The sequence below is a fragment of the Massilia sp. CT11-137 genome (assembly GCF_047302885.1).
Taxonomy (GTDB): Bacteria; Pseudomonadota; Gammaproteobacteria; order Burkholderiales; family Burkholderiaceae_D; genus Telluria; species Telluria orientalis.
Window position 1 is genome coordinate 1,719,388 of sequence record NZ_JBKYMP010000002.1, and the last position, 22,416, is coordinate 1,741,803.

Annotated in this window: 23 protein-coding genes, 1 tRNA gene and 1 riboswitch; of the genes, 12 read left to right on the forward strand and 12 right to left on the reverse strand. The window is 65.3% G+C overall.

Going from position 1 to position 22,416, the window contains the following annotated elements; all coding sequences use genetic code 11:
• Positions 1-83 precede the first annotated feature (83 nt).
• The gene (locus tag ACEN98_RS24305) at positions 84-602 is read left to right on the forward strand and encodes a lytic transglycosylase domain-containing protein (protein WP_413387476.1); all 519 of its coding nucleotides are present in this window, start codon (positions 84-86) and stop codon (positions 600-602) included.
• Here the strand turns inward: ACEN98_RS24305 and ACEN98_RS24310 are convergent.
• From ACEN98_RS24310 to ACEN98_RS24360, 11 genes are all read right to left on the reverse strand, one after another.
• On the reverse strand, positions 599-1,300 hold the full coding sequence (locus tag ACEN98_RS24310; RefSeq protein ID WP_413387477.1) for a penicillin-insensitive murein endopeptidase: 702 nt from the start codon (positions 1,298-1,300) through the stop codon (positions 599-601). The genes ACEN98_RS24305 and ACEN98_RS24310 overlap by 4 nt on opposite strands.
• Before the next feature lie 73 nt (positions 1,301-1,373).
• Positions 1,374-1,625: a hypothetical protein gene (locus tag ACEN98_RS24315; protein ID WP_413387478.1), complete on the reverse strand. Its 252-nt coding sequence runs from the start codon at positions 1,623-1,625 to the stop codon at positions 1,374-1,376.
• Between the two features lie 471 nt (positions 1,626-2,096).
• Positions 2,097-2,172 (reverse strand) — tRNA-Lys (locus ACEN98_RS24320).
• Positions 2,173-2,218: 46 nt separating this feature from the next.
• Positions 2,219-2,980 (reverse strand): tol-pal system protein YbgF, encoded by a 762-nt coding sequence (gene ybgF, locus ACEN98_RS24325; RefSeq protein ID WP_413389076.1) that lies wholly within the window; start codon positions 2,978-2,980, stop codon positions 2,219-2,221.
• 250 nt (positions 2,981-3,230) lie between these two features.
• On the reverse strand, positions 3,231-3,758 hold the full coding sequence (gene pal, locus ACEN98_RS24330; RefSeq protein ID WP_371767975.1) for a peptidoglycan-associated lipoprotein Pal: 528 nt from the start codon (positions 3,756-3,758) through the stop codon (positions 3,231-3,233).
• A gap of 24 nt (positions 3,759-3,782) precedes the next feature.
• Positions 3,783-5,048: a Tol-Pal system beta propeller repeat protein TolB gene (tolB, locus tag ACEN98_RS24335; protein WP_413387479.1), complete on the reverse strand. Its 1,266-nt coding sequence runs from the start codon at positions 5,046-5,048 to the stop codon at positions 3,783-3,785.
• 34 nt (positions 5,049-5,082) lie between these two features.
• Positions 5,083-6,075: a cell envelope integrity protein TolA gene (tolA, locus tag ACEN98_RS24340; RefSeq protein WP_413387481.1), complete on the reverse strand. Its 993-nt coding sequence runs from the start codon at positions 6,073-6,075 to the stop codon at positions 5,083-5,085.
• Between the two features lie 10 nt (positions 6,076-6,085).
• On the reverse strand, positions 6,086-6,514 hold the full coding sequence (locus tag ACEN98_RS24345) for a biopolymer transporter ExbD (protein WP_056127297.1): 429 nt from the start codon (positions 6,512-6,514) through the stop codon (positions 6,086-6,088).
• A 21-nt stretch (positions 6,515-6,535) separates the two neighbouring features.
• Positions 6,536-7,219, reverse strand: a complete 684-nt coding sequence (gene tolQ / locus ACEN98_RS24350) for a protein TolQ (RefSeq protein WP_036237603.1) — start codon at positions 7,217-7,219, stop codon at positions 6,536-6,538.
• 27 nt (positions 7,220-7,246) lie between these two features.
• Entirely contained in the window at positions 7,247-7,651 is a 405-nt protein-coding gene (gene ybgC / locus ACEN98_RS24355) for a tol-pal system-associated acyl-CoA thioesterase (RefSeq protein WP_413387482.1), read from the reverse strand.
• A gap of 217 nt (positions 7,652-7,868) precedes the next feature.
• Positions 7,869-8,618: an SDR family oxidoreductase gene (locus ACEN98_RS24360; RefSeq protein WP_413387483.1), complete on the reverse strand. Its 750-nt coding sequence runs from the start codon at positions 8,616-8,618 to the stop codon at positions 7,869-7,871.
• A 142-nt stretch (positions 8,619-8,760) separates the two neighbouring features.
• Positions 8,761-8,894: riboswitch (ZMP/ZTP riboswitch) on the forward strand.
• 101 nt (positions 8,895-8,995) lie between these two features.
• Here ACEN98_RS24360 and glyA point away from each other — a divergent pair.
• The 10 genes from glyA (at position 8,996) to ACEN98_RS24410 (ending at position 18,035) form a co-directional block, all read left to right on the forward strand.
• Entirely contained in the window at positions 8,996-10,243 is a 1,248-nt protein-coding gene (gene glyA / locus ACEN98_RS24365) for a serine hydroxymethyltransferase (protein WP_413387484.1), read from the forward strand.
• A gap of 42 nt (positions 10,244-10,285) precedes the next feature.
• A complete protein-coding gene (gene nrdR / locus ACEN98_RS24370) occupies positions 10,286-10,744 on the forward strand; it encodes a transcriptional regulator NrdR (RefSeq protein WP_056127307.1) in 459 nt (152 codons plus the stop codon).
• Positions 10,745-10,871: 127 nt separating this feature from the next.
• The gene (gene pilV, locus ACEN98_RS24375) at positions 10,872-11,423 is read left to right on the forward strand and encodes a type IV pilus modification protein PilV (RefSeq protein WP_413387485.1); all 552 of its coding nucleotides are present in this window, start codon (positions 10,872-10,874) and stop codon (positions 11,421-11,423) included.
• Positions 11,420-12,316 (forward strand): PilW family protein, encoded by an 897-nt coding sequence (locus ACEN98_RS24380; protein ID WP_413387486.1) that lies wholly within the window; start codon positions 11,420-11,422, stop codon positions 12,314-12,316. The genes pilV and ACEN98_RS24380 overlap by 4 nt, the downstream gene beginning before the upstream one ends.
• Positions 12,313-13,083: a PilX N-terminal domain-containing pilus assembly protein gene (locus tag ACEN98_RS24385; RefSeq protein ID WP_413387487.1), complete on the forward strand. Its 771-nt coding sequence runs from the start codon at positions 12,313-12,315 to the stop codon at positions 13,081-13,083. Before ACEN98_RS24380 ends, ACEN98_RS24385 begins: the two co-directional genes overlap by 4 nt.
• Complete coding sequence (locus ACEN98_RS24390) at positions 12,980-13,516, forward strand: type IV pilin protein (protein ID WP_413389077.1); 537 nt, start codon at positions 12,980-12,982, stop codon at positions 13,514-13,516. Before ACEN98_RS24385 ends, ACEN98_RS24390 begins: the two co-directional genes overlap by 104 nt.
• A complete protein-coding gene (locus ACEN98_RS24395) occupies positions 13,504-14,091 on the forward strand; it encodes a GspH/FimT family pseudopilin (RefSeq protein ID WP_413387488.1) in 588 nt (195 codons plus the stop codon). Before ACEN98_RS24390 ends, ACEN98_RS24395 begins: the two co-directional genes overlap by 13 nt.
• A gap of 96 nt (positions 14,092-14,187) precedes the next feature.
• On the forward strand, positions 14,188-15,306 hold the full coding sequence (gene ribD / locus ACEN98_RS24400) for a bifunctional diaminohydroxyphosphoribosylaminopyrimidine deaminase/5-amino-6-(5-phosphoribosylamino)uracil reductase RibD (protein ID WP_413387489.1): 1,119 nt from the start codon (positions 14,188-14,190) through the stop codon (positions 15,304-15,306).
• Positions 15,307-15,342: 36 nt separating this feature from the next.
• Positions 15,343-15,972: a riboflavin synthase gene (locus tag ACEN98_RS24405; RefSeq protein ID WP_413387490.1), complete on the forward strand. Its 630-nt coding sequence runs from the start codon at positions 15,343-15,345 to the stop codon at positions 15,970-15,972.
• A gap of 92 nt (positions 15,973-16,064) precedes the next feature.
• The gene (locus ACEN98_RS24410; protein WP_413387491.1) at positions 16,065-18,035 is read left to right on the forward strand and encodes a prolyl oligopeptidase family serine peptidase; all 1,971 of its coding nucleotides are present in this window, start codon (positions 16,065-16,067) and stop codon (positions 18,033-18,035) included.
• A gap of 77 nt (positions 18,036-18,112) precedes the next feature.
• Here the strand turns inward: ACEN98_RS24410 and ACEN98_RS24415 are convergent, their stop codons facing one another.
• Positions 18,113-20,989 (reverse strand): M16 family metallopeptidase, encoded by a 2,877-nt coding sequence (locus ACEN98_RS24415; protein WP_413387492.1) that lies wholly within the window; start codon positions 20,987-20,989, stop codon positions 18,113-18,115.
• A 250-nt stretch (positions 20,990-21,239) separates the two neighbouring features.
• On the opposite strand from ACEN98_RS24415, the gene ribBA reads away from it, so the two are divergent.
• Complete coding sequence (ribBA, locus tag ACEN98_RS24420) at positions 21,240-22,355, forward strand: bifunctional 3,4-dihydroxy-2-butanone-4-phosphate synthase/GTP cyclohydrolase II (protein WP_413339117.1); 1,116 nt, start codon at positions 21,240-21,242, stop codon at positions 22,353-22,355.
• The last annotated feature ends 61 nt before the right edge of the window (positions 22,356-22,416 follow it).

The following is a 22,416-nucleotide window of genomic DNA, read 5'->3' on the forward strand; positions in this document are numbered from 1 at the left end:
TCACCCCGCCTGAGCGAGCGCAAACTGCTCATGCGGTACGGGTAAGACCATGAAGCGCATGACGTAACGAGACAGGTGACGACATGGCCGACCAGATGGTGTGCACCGAACCCCTCGCGCGCCTGCGCGAGATCCGCCGGCTCGTGCACGAGAACAACCGCTCCTGCCTGCCGGACGAGGTGATCGTCTGCCAGATCTACATGGAATCGCGCTTCGACTCGTGCGCCCAGCCGGCAGGCAGCAGCGCACGCGGTTTGATGCAGTTGCTGAAGGTGGCGAACCGCGAACTGTTCCGGCTCGATAACCTGTGCAAGCCGGCCACCCAGCGCTGCGCGGAGCCTGCGCTGTATGCCGAAGCGGATGCATTTCACGCGAGCCCGGCGTTCATCGACGAGGCCACCAATATTCAGATGGGTACGCGCTACGTGCAGGCGTTGATCGACCGGGCCAGGCGCGAAAAGCGGGCGGATCCGATCGTGGAAGCGTACATGGATTATCGCGGCGTGCGGAACGGGATCTATTACCGCAAGATCCGCGCGGCGGCCGACAGGCTCAAATGCGATCCGGACGATATCGGGGCGTTGCGTGCGATGACTGCCTAACCGTGATAGTCGCGGAGCGGCCGGCAAGACAGTCCGAAGTCGACGTGATAATGCTCGTCGTGCCGGATCCAGGGACGTTCCTTCATGAACGGCAGAATGCGTTGCAGTTCGGCGCCATGCCGGCTGCTGTTGAACAGCCTCTCCGCCAGGCGCGGATCGAAGATCACGCGCGCGATGGTGAGGCCATACCGGCGGGACGTCATTGAAATCTGATACAACTGCTCGGCCATCGCATCGAAGTCGATTCGATAGCCGGGAATCCGGCCCTGGTCGTCAAACTCGAGCGCGTACCCAAATTTGTTCGCGGGCGATGACGGCATCGGTACCGAACGGTCCGCATCATCCAGAACCGGCACCATGAAGTCGACGGAGAGACCCGCCTGATGTGTCCGATGAGGTGGTATCGGCCCTCCGTGCGCGAGTCCGGTTTCTCCATAGACGTATGTCCTGTCGGGTAAGGTGGTTCGCACGTTCGCATACGCTTCCAGCATGACCTGGCGTACCTGGTCGTGAACATAGGTTCGCCCCATCTCGACACCTGTCGAGCTGTAGGCGGCGAAATTAACACCTTGGGGCGGTAACTGCACGCCTCCCGAAAGCCGTCCTTTGCCGACAGTGCCGTAGCACGTGCTTGCATCGGCTACGCATGGCATGCACGTGGCGAATATGGAAACAACAACCGGCAACGAAAATTTCATGAATGCAGAGCCAACATCTGCATTAGCCGGAATGGTGTACGCACGCCAGGCTTCAATGTAATGTTGAGCTGCATTATTTGAAAACACAGCCTTGAAAAGACATATATTGTGTTCCTGAAGAGAACGCCAAATCACATATGGTCTTGAATTTCGCACCAGCTTGCAAGGCCTTTAGCTTGTTTTCCTGAGCATCGTCGGCGGCGGTCAGCCTCGCCAATTCTTGTGAGCCGGCGTGTGCACCAATTTTCAGAATTGAATCGCCACTGAATGATTGGCCGACATCTAGCGCTATATCTGAAATTAGTACTTGTTTTGTGGTCTCCATAAGCTCTAGGGACGTATATCCGGCTTTTCAAAACGTCCATAAAGTTTGACCAAATCGATTACTTTTGGTGTCGACTCAGCTGTTGCCATGGAAGCTGCGAAGGTAACGCTTCCAGCCACAATGATTTTTTTAAACTGCATTGTGAGCTCCTTGATATTTTAACGAAAAACGTTTCGGTTAAATTTGGCTCATTACTATTTCACCGTAGTCCGGAGGCGCCTCTAATCCGTTCCACAACGCCTCGTACGGGTCCGCGCTGTCGGAGCGCCGTTAACTTGCGACGAACTTCTGACTGTAGTTATTAAATCGAGAGTGACCAATGACGAAACGCAAGTCTTTGCATCGCGCAGTGGTAACAGATGGGCGGCTGCGCCGCAAAACGGCACAGCAGATAAGAGAAGAGAACTGCAACGCAAAACAAAAAAGGCGTCACGATCACTCGTAACGCCTTGCTTTGCTACTGCTGAATTCTGGTAGGCCGTGCTGGGCTCGAACCAGCGACCAACGGATTAAAAGTCCGCTGCTCTACCAACTGAGCTAACGACCCGAAAGAAGCAAGATTATATGGGGTAACTGCGGTCGTGTCAAACGGCTTACTTCAGCGCCGCCAGCCGGTCCTTGGCTGCCTGCGCCGCGGCCGAGTCCGGGAACTTCGACACGAGCTGCTGCAAGGCCTTCTTGGCGTTTTTCTTGTCCTTCAGTTCGGTATAGCTGGAGGCGATGTTGAGCATGGCGTCCGGGGCCTTCGCGCTCGTGCCGTAGTTGGCGACGACGGCTTCCTGGGCGGCGATCGCGTTCTTGTAGTCGCGCTGCGCGTAATAGGCGTTGCCGAGCCAGTACTGGGCGTTGGCGGCATAGGCCGAGTCGGGGAAGCGGCGTACGAATTCCTGCAGGGCGCCGGCGGCGGCCTTGTAGTCGCCCGATTTGAACAGGTCCATCGCGCCGTCGTAGGTTCTCTTTTCGCTCGGCAGGACTTCGGCGGTCTGGCCGTCGATCGTTTCCTGGCGCGGTTCGAGTTTCTTGATGCGGGCGTCGAGATCCGCGTACAGGTCTTTCTGGTTCTTCTGGGCGTTGGCGACCTCGTTCGCGAGGACTTCGACCTGGCCGCGCAGGCGCGAGATTTCCTGCATGGTCTGTTCGTGCTGGTTCAGCATGTCGACGCCGATCGATTTGTCGGCCTTCGTGTCGACGCGGGCGTTGATGTCGCGTGCCAGTGCATCGACCTTGGCGCGCAGGTCGAGGATCGCCTTGCGGGCTTCATCGTCGTCGAGCAGGCCGGCGTTTGCCTGCAGGGGCAGCCAGGCGGTCAGGGCGAGGGCGACGGCGGCGAGGCGGAACTGGGACAGTTTGATCATCATGACTCTTTCTAAACTTAAAGGGAGCCTCGAAAAACCGTCGCGAGCGGCCGCAATGTCGGCCGAGAAGCGCAGCTGTACGAGCAGTACAGCGAGCATCGCAGGACGGCAGTGCAACGCGCAGCAGGTTTGTCGACGCTCCCAGGGAATCCAAATGGAAACGGGGCGGGATGCAGTCTGCACCGCATCCCGCCCCGCTGTCAAATCTGCCGGGAGCGCCAGCTCTCAGGCAGGCAAGACAGCGTCCCGATTATTGGTAGACGATGTCCGCGCGGCGGTTTTCAGCCCAGGCAGCTTCGTCGTGGCCGGTGGCCTTCGGCTTTTCCTTGCCCAGCGAAACAGCTTCCATCTGGCTGTCCGACACGCCCAGGGCAGCCATCGACTTGCGCACGGCTTCGGCGCGCTTCTGGCCCAGGGCCAGGTTGTATTCGGTGCCGCCGCGCTCGTCGGTGTTGCCCTGGATCAGGACCTTGCGCTGCTTGTTCTTGGTCAGGTAAGCCGAGTGGTTCTCGACGACCGGCTTGCCGTCGTCACGGACAACGTAGCTGTCGAAGTCGAAGTACACGCTGCGGTTCGCCAGAACGCCTTTCGGGTCGTTCAGCGGATCGACGCTGCCGGTTTCGACCGGCTTGATTTCACGTGCCGGTTCGGCCGGCGGCGTTGCCTGAGCGACCGGCTTTTCTTCGACTTTCGGGGCTTCCTGCAGCTTGGTCGACGAGCATGCCGACAGCAGGGCGGCAGCAGCCACGATGAACGCTACACTTTTTACATTACGCATGGTTTTTCTCCTGGTCAAAAGTTTTTACTTCATAAACGGGCCCCAGCTGGGCTCCCGAATGTTTCCCGCTTGGGTGCTCAGGCGCTGCTTGACACGTCCGTCGACCGACACCACGGCCAATGCGGTACGCCCGCCACCCTTCGTCGCATACATGATGTATTTGCCGTTCGGCGAAAAACTCGGTTCGGTGGCCCCATCGGCCAAGCGTTGTTCCTGACCGGAAGCCAGGTCCATCGCATACAGGGAAAAACCCCCATCGCGTTGCGAAATCCACGCCAGCGTCTTGCCGTCCGGGGATACACGAGGGCTGATATTGTAGTTGCCGTTGAACGTGACGCGGGTTGCCTGCCCGCCGTTCACGCTCATCTTGTAGATCTGCGGACCGCCGCTGCGGTCGCTGGTGAAGTAGATCGACTGGCCGTCATGCGAGAACTGCGGCTCGGTGTCGATGCCGTTGCTGTTCGATACGCGGCGCAGGCCGCTGCCGTCCGCGTTCACGATCCAGATTTGCGTATTGCCGGTCTTCGACAGGGCGAGGGCCAGCTTCGTGCCGTCCGGCGACCAGGCCGGTGCGGAGTTGTTGCCCTTCTCGTTGGCGACGACGGTACGCTGGCCCGTCACCAGGTTCTGCACGTAGATCACGGGCTTGCGCAGTTCGAACGAGACGTACGCGACCTTCGTGCCGTCCGGCGACCACGACGGCGAGATGATCGGCTCGCGGCCGTGCGCGGCGACTTGCTCGCCTTCGCCGTCCGCGTCGGCCACGACGAGCTTGTAGTCGCGCGCGGCCGGGTCCTGCTTCACGTACGTGATGCGGGTCGAGAAGATGCCGCGCACGCCGGTCAGTTTTTCGTAGACGTCGTCGGCGATGCGGTGGCCTTCCAGGCGCGTATTGCGCGCCGTGACGGCATCCGACAATTGCGACAGCTGCGACTGCTTGACGGTGTCGAGCAGTTTATAACGCACCTGGAAGCGGCCGTCCGCGAGACGCTGCACGGAGCCCACGACAAGCGCGTCGGCACCGCTGGCCTTGAAGGCGGCCAGGTCGATGTTGGCGGTGTCGGAAATGGTCTGGCGCGCGTCGATGACCTTGAACACGCCGCTGCGTTCGAGGTCGGCGCGGATGATGGCGGACACCTGTTCGGGTGCCACCGATTCGTCGGCGAATGCCGCGACTGCGACCGGGATCTGGTTGCTGCCCACGCCGGCGATTTCGACTTTCAGCTGGGCATGTGCAGCCACGCCCATCAGGAGGGTGGCCGAAAACAGCAGGGTATGTAGTTTCTTCATGTTTCTCTCAGCAATGGTTAAGGTCGGAACGCGATCACTGCAGATCCTTCATATGGAACTCGATCACGAGGGAACGCTCTACCGTACCATCTTTCTTCTTTGGCAGTGGGGACGATTTGGTGATGCCTTTTTCGACGGCATCGTCGAATGAAGGCACACCGCTGCTCTTGATCTTCCTGACCGAAATGATCTCGCCGGTCGGTAACTGCTCGACGCGGAACGTCGCCGTCGGATTGCCCGGTTCGTCGAGGCTGCCCGCATACGACGTATTGCCCTTTACCTTGGCCGTGATGGCCGCGGTATAGCCCTTGTCGATGCGCGGCGCCGTCGATTTCTCGGCCGTGCCCGTACTGGTCGGATTGCCGGCCGCGCCCGTGATGCGGCGCATTTCCTCGGCGCGGGCGGCTTCCAGTTTCTTCTGTTCGGCGGCTGCCTTTTTCTTCTTCTCGGCTTCCTCTTTCTTTTTCTTTTCCGCTTCTTCTTTTTTCTTCTGCTCGGCTTCTTTCTTTTCAGCGTCGGCCCTGGCTTTCTTCTCTTCGAGTTCGCGTTCCTTTTTCTCGGCGAGCGCCTTCGCTTTCTTTTCTTCCGCGCGCTGCTGTTCCGCGCGCTTCTGTTCCTCAAGCTTGCGTTCGCGCTCTTCCTCGATCTGCTTGCGCTTCAATTCTTCCTTGCGTTTCTTCTCGCGCTCGAGGGCGATGTCCGGCGCCTTCGGCTGCGGTTTTTCGACGACGGGCGGCGGCTCCACGGCTTTCGGCGCGGGTTGCGGCGGCGGGGTCTCGGGTTCGGGTTCCGGCTCGGGCGCCGGGGCAGGCGCGGGCGGCGGCGCGGCGGTCTGCGTCGTCACGTCCCAGATTTCCGCCTCGACGGCGACGGGCGCATTGTTCTGCCAGCTCACGCCGATCCACAGGAACGCCAGCAACATGGCGTGCACGCCCACCGCCAGGCCGATGGCCGGCCAGCGGTTCGGTTCAGGCGGCACGCTGTAAGGCGCGCCGTTGCCGATGTTGGTCTGCTTCGTTGCTGACATCAGTTCGTCTTCACTTCGTGGCCAGGCCGACGCGGTTGATACCCATCTTCTTGGCTTCCGAAATCAGCTGGATGACGTCGTCGTATTTGCTGTCGCGGTCGCCAGCTATCAAGACCGGATAATCCGGATGCTCGGCGTGCAGGTCGCGCAGGCGCGTGACGAGCGTCGACCGGCTCGATACGTCTTCCAGCGGCTGCGGATTCTTGCCCGTGATGCCGATCTGCAGCTGGGCGTTCTCCTTGATCGCGATCTGGATGTAGTCGTCCGGCGGCTGCGTCGAGCGCTCGGCGCTGGGCAGCTTGATCTCGCTGGGGTTCTGCGTCGGCGGCACCGCCATGAAGATGATGAGCAGCACCAGCATCACGTCGATGTACGGCACGACGTTGATCTCGGACTTGAGCTTGCGACGGCTGCCCCGCAGGCTGCTGTTGAAGGCCATGTCGGTTCCTCGTGACGGCGATCAGCGCGACTGGCGCTGCAGGATGTTCGAGAATTCCTCGACGAAGCTTTCGAAGCGGATCGCGAGGCGGTCGATGTCGTGGGTGAAGCGGTTGTACGCGACCACGGCCGGAATGGCGGCGAACAGGCCGATGGCGGTGGCGATCAGCGCTTCGGCGATGCCCGGTGCAACCGTGGCCAGCGTGGCCTGCTGCACGTTCGCGAGGCCGCGGAACGCGTTCATGATGCCCCACACGGTACCGAGCAGGCCGATGTACGGCGAGACCGAACCGACCGACGCCAGGAAGTTCAGGTGCGTGTCCATCTGGTCCAGTTCGCGGTGGAACGCGGCGCGCATCGCACGGCGGGCGCCATCCAGCACGGCACCCATGTCGAGCGCGTCGCGCGACGCTTGCTTGCCCTTGATGAACTCGCCCATGCCCGCTTCGAAGATGCGGGCCAGCGGGCCGCTCTGGTCGCGCTGGCTGCTGGCGCTCTGGTGCAGGGTGTGCAGGTTGCCGCCGGCCCAGAAGCTGCGTTCGAACTGTTCCGTCTGGCGGCGTGCCGCGCGGATCGCGAACAGCTTGCGGAAAATATATGTCCAGCTCATCAGGGAAATCGCGAACAGCAGGGCCATCAGCAACTGCACCAGCACGTGGGCATGGCGGATCAGTTCAATGAATGAGAGGTCTTGGACTGCGTTCATTGGATATATATTTGGTCAAATGGATGATCAGGCGGCATGCATTTTAGCAGCGGCAAGGTCGGGGAGGGAACGTGGACGCATCGTGACGGCATCGATGCAGCCGACTTTCACGTCGGCGCTGGCGAGCAGCGTATCGCCGCGCCAGGCTTGCTGGGCGAACTCGACGGACGCGCGGCCGAGCTTTTCCACGTTCAGGGTCAGTTTCACTTCATCGTCCAGGCGCGCGGACGCGACGTAGTCGACGCTGGCATTGCGCACGACGAACAGCGCGCCGCCCTCGTCGCGCAGGGTTTGCTGATCGATGCCGAGCGAACGCAGCCATTCGGTGCGCGCACGTTCGAAGAACTTCAGGTAATTGGCGTAGTACACGATGCCGCCGGCGTCCGTATCCTCGTAATAGACGCGAACTGTCCAGGTGAAAACTGAAGGCATTTCAGCTGCCATAAATGAAAATGGGAAACATTTTACGCCATTTATACCCGTTATATGTGCGCCAGGGTACGTATACCTGGGTATGAGTGGCCGGCGTGAGAATGTGAGAGGCTCATGCCAAGCCAGCAACTGTAGCACTTTTTCATTTTGGCCGGCGCCGCTGTTACAAAGCGAAAACAATTCGTTCGCCGGTCGGCCGATTTTTGTGCTTGGCGCGTCAGCCCAGGTTGCGCTTGATGTTGAGCGGACCGTAGCCCTGGCAGGTCGGCATCATCTCGATCTGGTTGATGTTGACGTGCGGCGGCAGGGAGGCGACCCAGTAGGCGGTCTCGGCGATGTCTTCGGCCGTCAGCGGCTGCGTGCCTTCGTAGACCTTGGCCGCGGCCGCATCGTCGCGCAGGCGCACGTTCGAGAACTCGGTGCCGCCGCACAGGCCCGGCGCGATGTTCGTCGCGCGCACGCCGGTGCCGGCGAGGTCGGCGCGCAGGTTCAGCGTGAACTGCTCGACGAAGGCCTTGGTGGCGCCGTACACGTTCCCGCCCGGATACGGGGTGCGGCCGGCCACGGAGCCGATGTTGATGACCAGGCCACTGCCGCGCTCGACCATCGCCGGCAGCAGGGCGTGCGTCATCGTGACGAGGCCCTTGATGTTCGTGGCGATCATCGTCTCCCAGTCTTCCAGCGGCACCTCGTACGCCGGCTTCGTGTTCAGGGCCAGGCCGGCATTGTTGATCAGGACGTCGATCTGGCGCCAGGATTGCGGCAGCATCGACAGCGCTTCCTCGATCGAATTCTTGTCGGTGACGTCCATCGCGATCGGCAGGGCGGATTCGCCCAGTTCCCGGGCCAACGCCTCCAGACGGTCCTTGCGACGCGCCGCCAGCACCACCTGGTGGCCGTTCTTGACGAAAGTGCGCGCCATGGCGGCGCCGAATCCGGCCGATGCGCCGGTGATGAAAACGATCATTTTGGTTTTTGCCTGGCAGGTGGTAACCGTGAGATTGTAGCTGAAATGACCACGCGGGGCAGCGCCGGAAGCCGGGTTGACAGGTCGGCATCGGTTTCCTTGCCTGGCAGCCGCACAATCCCGTACAATCCGGAGTTCCATTTACATCTCACGTGACTGGCGAAAACCGTGCGCTGCCGTCCGATCAGGAGCGATCGGCCTGCCGGCGCGTGGCGAAGGTGGGCACCCACCGGGGAACGTGAGATTTCAAACTTGCCGTTCGCCTGGGCAGCCACCGACTGGTACGCGTTGGTATCGCGGCTGCCCCGCATGTGTTTCGGCTCCCGCCTGTTCAGCGCTGACCGTTGCCTGGTTCTCTTATCGATTGGAGTTTTTTCATGTTTGCAAAAGATCACACGCTCGCCAAGGTTGACCCGGAACTGTTTGATGCCATCCAGAAGGAAAACAAGCGCCAGCAGGACCACATCGAGCTGATCGCATCCGAGAACTACACGTCGCCGGCCGTGATGCAGGCCCAGGGCTCGCAGCTGACCAACAAGTATGCCGAAGGCTATCCGGGCAAGCGCTACTACGGCGGCTGCGAATACGTCGACGTCGCCGAGCAGCTGGCGATCGACCGTGTGAAGGAACTGTTCGGCGCCGAAGCCGCGAACGTCCAGCCGAACTCGGGTTCGCAGGCGAACCAGGGCGTGTTCTTCGCGATGCTGAAGCCGGGCGACACCATCATGGGCATGTCGCTGGCCGAAGGCGGCCACCTGACCCACGGCATGGCGCTGAACATGTCGGGCAAGTGGTTCAACGTCATCTCCTACGGCCTGACCGAGCAGGAAGACATCGACTACGAGCAGATGGAACGCCTGGCGCGCGAGCACAAGCCGAAGCTGATCATCGCCGGCGCCTCCGCCTTCGCCCTGCGCATCGACTTCGAACGCTTCGCCCGCGTGGCGAAGGAAGTCGGCGCGTACTTCATGGTCGACATGGCCCACTACGCCGGCCTGATCGCCGCGGGCGAATACCCGAACCCGGTCCCGCACGCCGACTTCGTCACGTCGACGACGCACAAGTCGCTGCGCGGCCCGCGCGGCGGCATCATCCTGATGAAGGCCGAGCACGAGAAGGCCATCAACTCCGCGATCTTCCCGGGCATCCAGGGCGGTCCGCTGATGCACGTGATCGCCGGTAAGGCGGTCGCCTTCAAGGAAGCGCTGTCGCCGGAATTCAAGGCCTACCAGCAGCAGGTCGTCAAGAACGCCAAGGCACTGGCCGAGACCCTGATCTCCCGCGGCCTGCGCATCGTCTCGGGCCGTACCGAATCCCACGTGATGCTCGTCGACCTGCGTTCGAAAGGCCTGACCGGCAAGGAAGCGGAAGCGATCCTGGGCCAGGCGCACATGACCTGCAACAAGAACGGCATCCCGAACGACCCGCAGAAGCCGTTCGTGACGTCGGGCATCCGCCTGGGCAGCCCGGCCTTCACGACCCGCGGCTTCAAGGAAGACGACGCCGTCAAGGTCGGCCACCTGATCGCCGACGTGCTGGACAACCCGCACGACGCCGCGACCATCGAGCGCGTCAAGGCGGAAGTCAAGCAACTGACCGACAAGTACCCGGTCTACGAAGCGTAATGCGATAGGGAGGGCGCCCTTGCGGCGCCCTCTACAAGCCCCATGAAATGTCCGTTCTGTCAGCATGAAGACACCCAGGTCCTCGATACCCGCGTATCCGAGGAAGGCGACGCCATCCGCCGCCGGCGCCGCTGCGTCGCGTGCGACAAGCGGTTCACCACGTACGAACGGATCGAGCTCTCGATGCCGTTCATCGTCAAGAAGAACGGCAGCCGTACCGAATACGAATCCTCCAAGCTGCGCGGCAGCCTGATGCTCGCACTGCGCAAGCGCCCGGTGGCGGCCGAAGCCATCGACCGCGCCGTCGCCTCCATCGAAGAGAAACTCCTCACCAGCGGCCGGCGCGAAGTCGACACGGGCCATGTGGGCGAACTCGTGATGCAGGAACTCAAGCGTCTCGACAAGATCGCCTACATCCGCTTCGCCTCCGTCTACAAGAACTTCGAAGACCTGGCCGAGTTCCAGGAAGCCATCGCGGAAGTGGGCCAGCCGCGCAAGTAATCGAGTAAATAAGCGCGTCACTTTTCCCGGTTTTTAGTTCCCTCCTCACGGTTGAGTCGTCACACGGCTTGCCGGAGCTCGACTGTTACCTTCTCAGCTCTGTTCAACGCAATGCTGGAGGTCGTCGATGCGGTCGCTGTCGGGTTCACTGAGCGTGCGCGCGGGCTTTACGCTGGTCGAAGTGCTTGTCGCCCTGTTCGTCGTCGCGCTCGGCATCGCCGGCGCGGCCGCGCTGCAGACGCTGGCCGTGCGCTCTGCGCGCGACGCGGCCCGCCTGTCCGACGGCACCCGCCTGGCGCGCTCGCTGGCCGAGCGCATGCGCGCCAATCCCCGCGCGCTGGCGCAGTCCGACAACCCCTATCTCCATCTCGATTACGACGCCAGCGGCGGCGCGCCCACCGCACCGGCGCCGTGCTATGCGGACGCGGACTGCGACGCGGACGACCTGGCGCGTTTCGACGTGTTCGAAGTGGCCGAGGCCGTGGCTGCCGGTTTCCCTGGTGGACGCCTGCGCGTATGCCGTGATGCGGGCTCGCCCGATGCGGCCGGCGTGTTGCCCTGGACCTGCGACGAGGAAGACGGCGCGCCCGTTGTGGTCAAGCTCGGCTGGCGCGCGCAAGACGATCGCGAGACCGGCGCGCCGAAGCTGATGATGCCGCTGGCGGGAGCGGCGCCATGAACGCATTGCGCCATCAGCGTGGCCTGACGCTGGTCGAACTGATGGTGGCGCTGACGATCGGCCTCGGCATCGTGCTGATGGCCGGACGTCTGCTCGTGCTCGCGAACGGCGCGTACGCGGCCCAGGCCGAGTCGGGCGGCGTGGAGGACGGCGGACGCTTCGCCATCGACCTCATCGGCCGCGCCATACGCCAGGCCGGCGCCGTCGACCCCGACATGCTGGCCGACCCTGCGGCGGACAATGCCCCGGCCCGCCTCGCGGGACTGGATGCGCGCACCTTGTCCCGCGCCACGGCCGGCATCGACGATCCGCTGCCGGCCGCCGTCAACGGCAGCGACGTGCTGGCCGTCCGCTTTCCCGGCGACGCCAGCGCCGTCGATTGCGCCGGCTTCCCGGTCGCGGCGGGCGAGGAGGGCTGGAGCATCTTCTACGTGGCGCGCAACGGTGAAGGCGAGGCCGAGCTGCACTGCAAATACCGCGGCGCCGCGCACTGGAGCGCGGACGCGGTGGTGAGCGGCGTGGACGGCTTCCAGGTGCTGTATGGCGTCGATACGGACGACCCGCCGGACGGCACCCCCAACCGCTATGTGAACGCGACGGGGATCGACGCGCTCGATGCCGGCTTCGCCGGCCTGCCTCCGGCCGAGTTCAACCGGCGGACGCACTGGAAACGCGTCGTCGGCCTACGCGTCGGCCTGCTGCTGCACGGCAACCGTCCCACGCGTACACCCGGCGGCGCGCGCTACGACCTGCTGGGCACCGGGTATGCGACCGCGGCGGGCGTTGACGATCCCGGCAGCTCGCTCGACGAGGCCCGCATGACGCCGGACCTGCGCCGGCGCGAGCGGCGGCTGTTCACGTTCACGGCCGCGGTGCCGGCGCCGCCATCATGAGAACGCCCGCACACGAACGCGGACTGGCCCTCGCCTGCGCGCTGGCCATGATGCTGGCGACGATGGTGATCGGCGTGGCCGTCGCGCGCGGGGCATTCGTCCTGCTGGCGTCCGCGCGCAACGAGCGCGACCGCGACGTGGCGCAGGCGGCGGCCGAGGCGGCCCTGCGCGACGCCGAGCACGACATTGCCGGCGCGGCCGGCGTGCCGGCGGAGCGCACCGCGCACTTCGGTCCCGCGGGCGGCCAGGCGTTCGCGGAGGACTGCGGCCGCGGCGCGGACGACCTTGGGCTGTGCCGCGAGCGTTCGCCGCCGGCGTGGCAGGCGCTCGACCTCGCGAACGCCGGCAACCCGGCGCTCGTGCCCTATGGCCGGTTCACGGGCGCCGTGCTGGCGGCCGGCCGTGGGGGCTTGACCGCGCGGCGGCCGGCCTACGTCATCGAAAGGATCGCGCCGGCGGCGGGGGCGACGGCGCAACTGGGCAGCTTTTATCGCGTCACGGCCATCGGCTTCGGGACCCGGACGTCGACGCGGGTCGTATTGCAGTCGCTGGTCCGGGTGCCGCCGCCGGCGGGTGGTACCGGAGGCGATCACGGACATGGAAACGACGATGATGAAGGACATGACAATGGCAACGAGGACGCACGCGGCGGCGGCAACGGCGATGGGCAGCCGTCCCGGCCGCCGGAGCGCCGGCTTCCGGCCGGCCGGATCGGCTGGCGCGAGATCGCGAACTGGGACGAGCTGCACGCCCGTACCCGGCCATGACGCGGGATTCACGCTCGTCGAACTGATGATCGTCCTCACCATCGTCTGCATCCTTGGCGCGCTCGCATACCCGTCCTACGCCGGCTACACCGTGCGCGTCAGGCGCGTCGAGGGCCAGGTGGCGCTGATCGACGCCATGCAGCGCCAGGAGCGCTACCGCCTCCAGCATCAAACGTATGTCGAGTTCTCGGCGACCGAGCCCGGCGCGGACGGCTTCGCGTGGTGGTCGGGCTCGAGCGCGTCCGCCAGCGCCTACGAGCTCGACGCGCATGCCTGTCCCGGCCGCGAGATCGGGGACTGCGTCGAGATCCGCGCCCGTCCCGGCACGGCCCGCGTCGACATGCGCTTCCGCGATCCCGATTGCGGTGCGCTGACGCTCGACAGTACCGGGCACCAGGGCGCGGAACACCCGGAGGTGCGATGTTGGCCGTGACATCCATTCCCGGGCGCGCCCGGCGGGCGGACGGGGTGACGCTGCCCGAACTGGGCATCGTCCTCGCCGTGTCCGCCATCGTGCTGGCCATCGCCGTGCCGGACCTGCGCGATCTCGTGCGGACGCAGCAGCTGAAGGCGGCCACCGGCGACCTGTTCGCGGCGATCGACCTCGCGCGGGCGCAGGCGCTCGCGCGCGGGCGGCGCGTCAAGGTGGTGCCGCGCGATCCGCTCGGGGCCGACTGGCGCCTGGGCTGGCAAGTGCTCGGTGACCCTGACCGCGACCGCGACGGCGGCGGCCAGCCGGGGGAGGGCGAGCTGATCGCGGAGCACGGGCCGCTGGCGCCGGGGATCGCCATCGACTTCGCTTTCACGAATGTCGCACGGCCGTACTATATCGCCTACAATGGCGCGGGACGCAGTTGCGCCGACGGTAACAGCGCGGCGGCGCGCTGGGGAACGGTGTCGCTGTTTCATGGCGGGCACATCCGCCGTATTAAAATCAACATGCTGGGCCGGGCGCGCGTGTGCGATCCGGCGCGCGATGCGGGTTGCGACGGCGCACCGGCGCCATGACGTTTGGCGGCGAGAGGCCGCCAGCGTGAACCTTCGGGCGGCGGGACGCCGCCGGTGCGAACCTGGCAACACAACGTAGCGAGACCGGAAACGAGAGTGCAGATACAGAGCGATACCGACGGCATGGCGCTGGCCCTGGAATGGGCTGCGAAGGGCATGTACATCACCGCGCCCAACCCGCGCATCGGCTGCGTGATCGTGCGCGACGGCACCGTCGTCGGCGCCGGCCACACGCAGGCCGCCGGCCAGGCCCATGCCGAGATCCAGGCGCTGCGCGACGCCCAGGCGCGCGGCAACGACGTGCGCGGCGCCACCGCCTACGTCACGCTGGAGCCGTGCAGCCATTACGGCCGCACGCCGCCGTGCTCGAACGCGCTGATCCAGGCGGGGCTCGGCCGCGTCGTCGCGGCGATGGTCGATCCGAATCCGCTCGTCGCCGGGCGCGGCCTGGCGCAGCTGGAAGCGGCCGGGATCGAGGTCAGCGCGGGCCTGCTGGCCGAACCGGCCCACGAATTGAACATCGGCTTCTTCACGCGCATGCGCCACGGGCGGCCGTGGGTGCGCCTGAAGACGGCGGCCAGCCTGGATGGCGTCACGGCGCTGGACAATGGCGAGAGCCAGTGGATCACGAGCCCCCAGGCGCGCGCGGACGGCCACGCGTGGCGCGCGCGCGCGAGCGCGATCCTGACCGGCATCGGCACGATCAAGGTCGACAACCCGCAGCTGACGGTGCGCGGCATCGACACGCCGCTGCAGCCGCGCCGCGTGATCGTCGACAGCCGCCTCGACATCGACCTCGACGCGTGCATCCTGCAGGGCGAGCCGTGCTGGATCGTGGCCGCCGTGCCGAACGCGGACAAGGAAGCGGCGCTGCAGGCGCTGGGACACGAGATCCTCATGTTGCCGAATGCGTCCGGCAAGGTCGACCTGCCGGCGCTGATGCGCGAGCTGGGACGGCGCGAGATCAACGAGCTGCACGTCGAAGCCGGTTCCAAGCTGAACGCGTCGCTCGTGCGCGAGGGCTGCGTGGACGAGCTGCTCGTCTACCTGGCGCCCAGCCTCGTCGGCCCGGGGCAGGGGATGTTCGCGCTGCCGCCGCTCGCGCACCTGTCCGACAAGCTGCCGCTGCATTTCCACGGCGTGGCCCAGGTCGGGCCGGACCTGCGCATCCTGGCGCGGTTCAAGCGGGACGAGGATCCGAACCGCCACGCGTAATACCGCACCGATATTGTCAAAACAAAGGAAGAGATCATGTTCACCGGAATCGTCGCTGCCGTCGGCAGCATCAAATCGGTTACCCCGCTGGCGGACGGCGCGGATGCCGGCGTGCGCCTGGACATCGACGCGGGCGGCCTGCCGCTGGCCGACGTCGCGCTGGGCGACTCGATCGCCATCAACGGCGCCTGCATGACCGTCGTCGAAAAGACGGACAGCGCGTTCGCCGTCGACGTCTCGCGCGAGAGCCTCAACCGCACCGTGGGCCTCGACCAGCCGGGCGAAGTGAACCTGGAAAAGGCGCTGACCCTGGCCGAGCGCCTGGGCGGCCACCTCGTCTCGGGGCACGTCGACGGCCTCGGCGACGTGCACAGCTTCGAGCAGGTGGGCGAGTCGTGGAAGCTCGTCGTCGACGCGCCCCGCGACCTGGGCAAGTACCTGGCCTATAAAGGTTCCGTCGTCGTGAACGGCGTGTCGCTGACGGTCAACAGCGTCGAGGACATCGACGCCGCCGGCAGCCAGTGCTGCCGCTTCTCGATCAACCTGATTCCGCACACGATCGCCGTCACGACGCTGAAGCACCTGCGCGCCGGCAAGAAGGTCAATCTCGAGATCGACCTCATCGCACGCTACGTGGAACGCATGCTCAGCGCCGCCAGGGCCTGAGCGGATGGCGTAGACTCCCTGCTGGCCTCCGTGCCAGCGTAGCCGGCCTGTCCGTCTTTACGTTGGCATCACAACGATAACAAGGACGAGACATGACCCGGCACCTTTCCCTCGATGGCAAGACCGTCGCGCGCGGCGCGGCATTGACCGTGCTGCTGGCGGCGGCCGCGTTGGCACATGCCGACCCGGCCGGCATGCGCACCTACCGCACGCTCGCGATGACGGCAAACGGCGAGCGCATCGCGGCGGTGGAGGCGGTGGAAGGGGTAGCGAGAACGGGGCCGCGGATCGTCGTGCGCGACACGGCCACCGGCCGCATCGCATCGACGTGGCAGAAGGCCGATTGCGCGCCATGCCGCCTGGAGTCCCTCGCGTGGTCGCCGGACCAGAAGACACTGGCCGCCATCGTCGCCGACCCGAGGGCCGGTACCGCCGGCGTCGTGCTCGTGCGCGATGGGCGCGTGACGCCGCTGGCCACGATCAGGGGCGTCGCCGGCACGGTGCGCTGGTCGCCGGACGGCCGCCAAGTCGCCTTCCTCACGACGGTCGGCGCGAAAAAGCTGACGGGCGCCGTCGAGGCGGGCGCGCGCCAGGTCGGCGAGATCGGCCTCGCGCAGGACGAGGACGAGCAGCGCATCGCCATCGTGCCGGCGGCGGGTGGCGACTACCGTCTCGTGTCGCCAGCCGACACGTTCGTCTACGAATACGACTGGACGCCGGACGGCAAGGGCTTCGTCGTCACGAGCGCGAAGGGGAACGGCGACAACAACTGGTGGATCGCGACGCTTGGCCACGTCGACGCGGCGAGCGGGCGCCTGCGCGTCATCGCCGCGCCGCACATGCAGATGAATATGCCGCACGTGTCGCCGGACGGGCGCACGGTCGCCTTCATCGGCGGCCTGATGAGCGACTTCGGTTCCGTCGGCGGCGACGTGTACACCGTGCCGCTGGAAGGCGGCGAGCCGGTCGACGTCACGCCGGACTACAAGGGCACGTTCAACGGCATCACGTGGCGCGGCAAGGAGTTGCTCGCGTCCGTGCTGGGCGGCAGCGACGCCGGCATCGCCGCGATCGATCCCGCGGCGCGCAGCGCGCGCATGCTGTGGCAGGCCCCCGTGGGCCTCTCGGCGGGACGCGACGGGCGGGTCGTGTTCAGCGCGGACGGCCGCGTGGCCGCGTCGGTGACGGAAGACTTCGAGCACGCGCCGCGCATCGTCGCCGGACGGCTGCCGGAACTGGTGCCCATCACCCGCGACAACGACGGGTTCCTGCCGCAGGTCGCCGCGCGCAGTATCGGCTGGACCAACGACGGGTTCAACGTGCAGGGCTGGCTGTTGGGGCCGCGCAGCGTCGAGGCGGGCCGCACCTACCCGATGATCGTGCAGGTGCATGGCGGCCCGGCGGCGGCCGCGTCGCCGCGCTACGTGGCGGCCGGCGACAACGGCAACCCGCTCGTGCGCGACCTCGTGAAGGAAGGGTATTTCGTCTTCATGCCGAACCCGCGCGGCAGCTATGGCCAGGGCGCAGCGTTTACGCGCGCGAACCGGCGCGACTTCGGCGGCGGCGACTGGCGCGACATCCTGGCCGGCGTCGACGCGGTCATCGCCCGCGCGCCCATCGACGGCAACCGCCTCGGCCTGATGGGGCATTCCTACGGCGGCTTCATGACGATGTGGGGCGTCACGCACAGCCAGCGCTTCAAGGCCGCCGTGGCCGGCGCCGGCATCGCCAACTGGATCAGTTACTATGGCCAGAACGGCATCGACCAGTGGATGGTGCCTTACTTCGGCGCGACGATGTACGACGATCCCGCCGTCTACCGCGCCGCGTCGCCGATCGCATCGATCAAGGCGGCGCGCACGCCGACCTTCATCTACGTGGGCGAGCGCGACGTCGAGTGCCCGCCGGCGCAATCGTTCGAGTTCTGGCACGGCCTGAAGGCGATGGGCGTGCCGACCACGCTGCTCGTGTATGACGGCGAGGGACACGCGTTCCGCAGGCCGGAGAACCAGCGCGACCTGCGGGCGCGCGAGGTCGCGTGGTTCAACAAATACCTTGAATGAACGCGTTGGGTGGGCACCCCGTGCCCACGCGATCGTCTGCGTCACGCTGACTTTCGCGTGGGCGGAGACCGCCCACCCTACGATTTGTCCGGCTTCTTCTCCGTGTCGTTCCTGGCCTGGGCCGCGGCGGCACTGGCCTCGGGATTCAGCACCACCTGCACATAATTCTCCGTGTTCAGGTAGCGCTGCGCGGCCCGCTTGACGTCGTCCACGGTGAGGTTCTGGATGTCCTTGTCGAACGTGAGGATGGTGCCCGGATCGGTCCCTTCCGTCAGCGAGGTTTGCAGGGCGGCCAGCCAGTACGCGTTTTCCTGCAGCGACTTGCGGTAGGTCTGCTGCCAGTTCGTCTTGACCTTGTCCAGGTCTTCCTGCGTGGGGCCTTCCTTGCGCATGCGGTCGATCTCCGCGAACGTCGCCGCCAGCACCTTGTCGACGTTGTCCGGGCCCGTCGGCAACTGGACGCCGATCGTGTAGTGGCTGTACGGGATGCGCGTCATCGACGCTTCCATGCCGCCGCCGTAGATGAGGCCCAACTTTTCGCGCAGGATATCGATGATGCGGATGTTCATCACTTCCGCCAGCGCGGACAGGCGCAGTTCTTCCAGTTCCGTGACCTCGCTGGGGCCAGTGAACGTCAGCGACACGTTGCTGCGGTCTTCCGAGCCGCTCTTGATCTCGCGCTTGACGACGCCCGTCACGGGACGGATGCCGAGGTCGCGGTAGGCGGTCGGGATGTCCGGCGTGGGCAGGCTGCCGAGGTAAGTCGCGATCAGCGGCTTGATGGCGGCGACGTCGAAACTGCCCACGAAGATGAACGTCAGGTCCTTGGCACTGGAAAAGCGCTGGCGGTAGATGGCGATCGCGCGGTCGAGGTCGATCTTGTTGATGTCCTCGGGGCGCAGCGCGCGCGGCGCACGCGGGTTATTGTCGTACAGCGTGGCCAGCACGGTGTCGCCGAACAGGGCGCCCGGCTGCGACAGGCGGTTGCGCGCCAGTTCCATCTGCTTGCCGATGAAGGATTTGTACAGGTCTTCGTCGCGGCGCACGCCGGCGAATTTCAGCCACACCATCTGCAGCATCGTCTCGACGTCGGTGGCGCCCGCCGTGCCCGCGACGACATCCGTGTTGTTGCCCAGGCCCGCGCTCACGGAGGCGGCCTTGCCGGCCAGGATCTTGCGCATGTCGAGCGGCGAGAAATCCTTCAGGCCCATCGCGGCGACGATCGTGTCGGCGTAGCGGGCGTTGAACATGTCCTTGTCGTCGAACAGGCTCTGGCCGCCGAAGCGCGCGGCGCTCATCAGGACCTGGTCGTTGCGGAACGTCGTCGGCTTGAGGATCACCTTGACGCCGTTCGACAGCGTCAACCGGGTGAGGCCAAGGCTCGCATCCCGGCTTTCGTCGACGATCTTGCCGGGCGCGGGCGGCTGGTCCATCAGGTGCGCGGCCACGGCCTTTTCGTCGTGCGCCTTCACGTCGCGCTTCTCGGCGTTGGTGACGGCCGCCAGCAATTGCTCGCCGGTGGGAATCGGGGCGTCGCCTTCCGTCTTGGTCGAGCCCGTGTAGATCACGAGCTTGCCGGAGTCGGCCGGGATGGTCCTGGCGGCATAGGCATTGATCTCCGCGAGCGTGATCCCGGGCGCCAGTTCCTTCACGTAGCGGTACTCCGCATCGATGCCGGGAATCGATTCGCCTTCGAGGAAGTTGCGCATCAGTTCGGCCGCGTGGACGGCGGAATCCGTCTTGTCGCGCTCGTTCCAGGCGCGCTCGTAGGTGCGCATCATCGTTTTCTTCATGCGCTCGAGTTCGGCCGTCGTGAAGCCGAAGCGGCGGGCCCGCTCGTTTTCCTGCACGAGCGCGTCGATGGCGACGGTGGCGCCGTTCATGCCCAGCGCGGCCATCGCGTTGTACGACCGGTAGCGCGGCGTCAGGCGCGACAGGGCGCTGCTGGCGCCGATGAACGGCGGGGAGGGCAGCGCCGACAGTTCCTGCAAGCGCTGGTTCAGCATGCCCGCGAACAGCGCTTCGACCAGTTGCTCGCGGTAGCCGCGCAGGGTGGCGCGCTCGTGGAACGGCTGCAGCGGGTAGCGGATCAGGATCGATGCCGGGCCCGCTTCCTTGTCGGTGACGACGAGTGCCTCGTTGTCCGTGCGTGCCGGGATCTTCGCGTAGTCGCGCGGACGCGCGTGGACGGGGTTCTTCAGGCCGGCGAAATGACGGCGGATCAATTTCTCGGCCTGGGCGGGATCGATGTCGCCCACGGCGACGACCGCCATCAGGTCCGGGCGGTACCAGTCCTTGTAGAAGCGGCGCAGCGTGTCCGGCTTGAAGGTGCGGATGACGTCTTCCTGGCCGATCGGCAGGCGGTCGGCATAGCGCGAGCCGTTGTAGATCTTCGGCATCAGCACTTTCTGCATGCGGTCGCCGGCGCCCTTGCCGAGGCGGGCTTCCTCGAGGACGATGTCGCGTTCCTTGTCGATGTCGGCGTCCGTCAGCGTGAGGCCGTGGGCCCAGTCTTCCAGCACGAGGAAGGCCTTGTCGAGTTCGTCGTTGCGGTCGGACGGCACGGGCAGGATGTAGACGGTTTCGTCGAACGACGTGTAGGCGTTCAGGTCGGCGCCGAACTTCACGCCGATCGACTGCAGGTAAGAGACGAGCTCGTGCTTCTTGAAATGGCGCGAGCCGTTGAAGGCCATGTGCTCGGTGAAGTGGGCCAGGCCCTGCTGGTCCTCGTCCTCGAGGATCGAGCCGGCCTTGACGACGAGGCGCAGTTCCAGCTTGTGCTCTGGCATGCGGTTGCGCTGGATGTAGTAGGTCAGGCCATTGTCGAGCTTGCCGACCTTGACCTGGGCCCCGACCGGCAGCGGATCGTCGAGCTTGAGGGACGCGCCCGGCGCCACGCCCTGCACGAGCAGGGCGGCGACGAGAAAAGTGATGCGGGCGATACGGATGAGCATGCGACGACGTCCTCGGCACGGAAAAAAATCATTCTACCTTGCCCGACTTGGGCCACACTTGTAAATGAGCATGATGTAATGCAGGCCGAACAAAGCGGGCCGTTGTCATTATGCAACGAAACAATGCCGCGGCAGTGGTAGCGGGACTCTAGAGTGCGCGGCCCCCCGACGGGGATACGGCCGAGGACTGGCAAATCCTTTAAAATAGCGGATTTCCGCACCAGCCGGTCCGTACTCTCGAGGAATCCACATGCCCATCTCCACCACCCAGGAAATCGTTGACGAACTGCGCGCCGGGCGCATGGTCATTTTGGTCGACGAGGAAGACCGCGAGAACGAAGGCGACCTGGTGCTCGCCGCCGAACACGTCACGCCCGAGGCGATCAACTTCATGATCCGCCACGCGCGCGGCCTCGTCTGCCTGACCCTGTCCGAGGAGATCTGCGACCGCCTCGAACTGCCGATGATGACGACCCGTAACGGCACGTCCTTCGGCACCAACTTCACCGTCTCGATCGAGGCGGCGGAAGGCGTCACGACGGGCATCTCGGCGGCCGACCGCGCCCGCACCATCCAGGTGGCGGTGGCGAAGGATGCGAAGCCGGAGGACCTCGTCCAGCCGGGCCACATCTTCCCGCTGCGTGCCGTCAAGGGCGGCGTGCTGATGCGCGCCGGCCATACGGAAGCGGGCTGCGACCTCACGGAAATGGCGGGCCTGACCCCGGCGTCCGTGATCTGCGAGATCATCAAGGAAGACGGCACGATGGCGCGCCTGCCGGACCTGCTGGAATTCGCGCAGGAGCACAACCTCAAGATCGGCACCATCGCCGACCTGATCCATTACCGCAGCCAGAACGAGACCCTCGTCGAGCGCGTGGCGGAGCGTTCGCTGGCCACCGTGCACGGCGAGTTCAAGCTGGTCGCCTTCCGCGACAAGCCGAGCGGCTCGGCGCACCTGGCGCTCGTCCACGGCAATCCGCAGGAAGACCGCGAGACGCTCGTGCGCGTGCACCAGCCGGTGTCGATCCTCGACCTGCTGGACAGCGCCTCGACGTCGCACTCGTGGAATCTCGCGGCCGCGATGCAGGCCGTGCAGCGGGCGGAGGCGGGCGTCATCGTCCTGCTCGACTGCGCCGAGACGGCCGACGAACTGTTCGCCCAGTTCCAGGACAAGCCGACGCGCCCGGTGGGCCGCGCGGCCAACCTGGACCTGCGCACCTACGGTATCGGCGCGCAGATCCTGCGCCAGCTCGGCGTGCGCAAGATGAAGCTGCTGGCCAACCCGCGCAAGATGCCGTCGATGGCCGGTTTCGACCTTGAAGTCACCGGCTACCTGGCCAAGCCCGGATGCGAGGTGAGCTCGTAATGCGTCTGCATAACGCGGTACCATTGAACTATTCATCAACGAAAGAACAAGAGGCATAGCC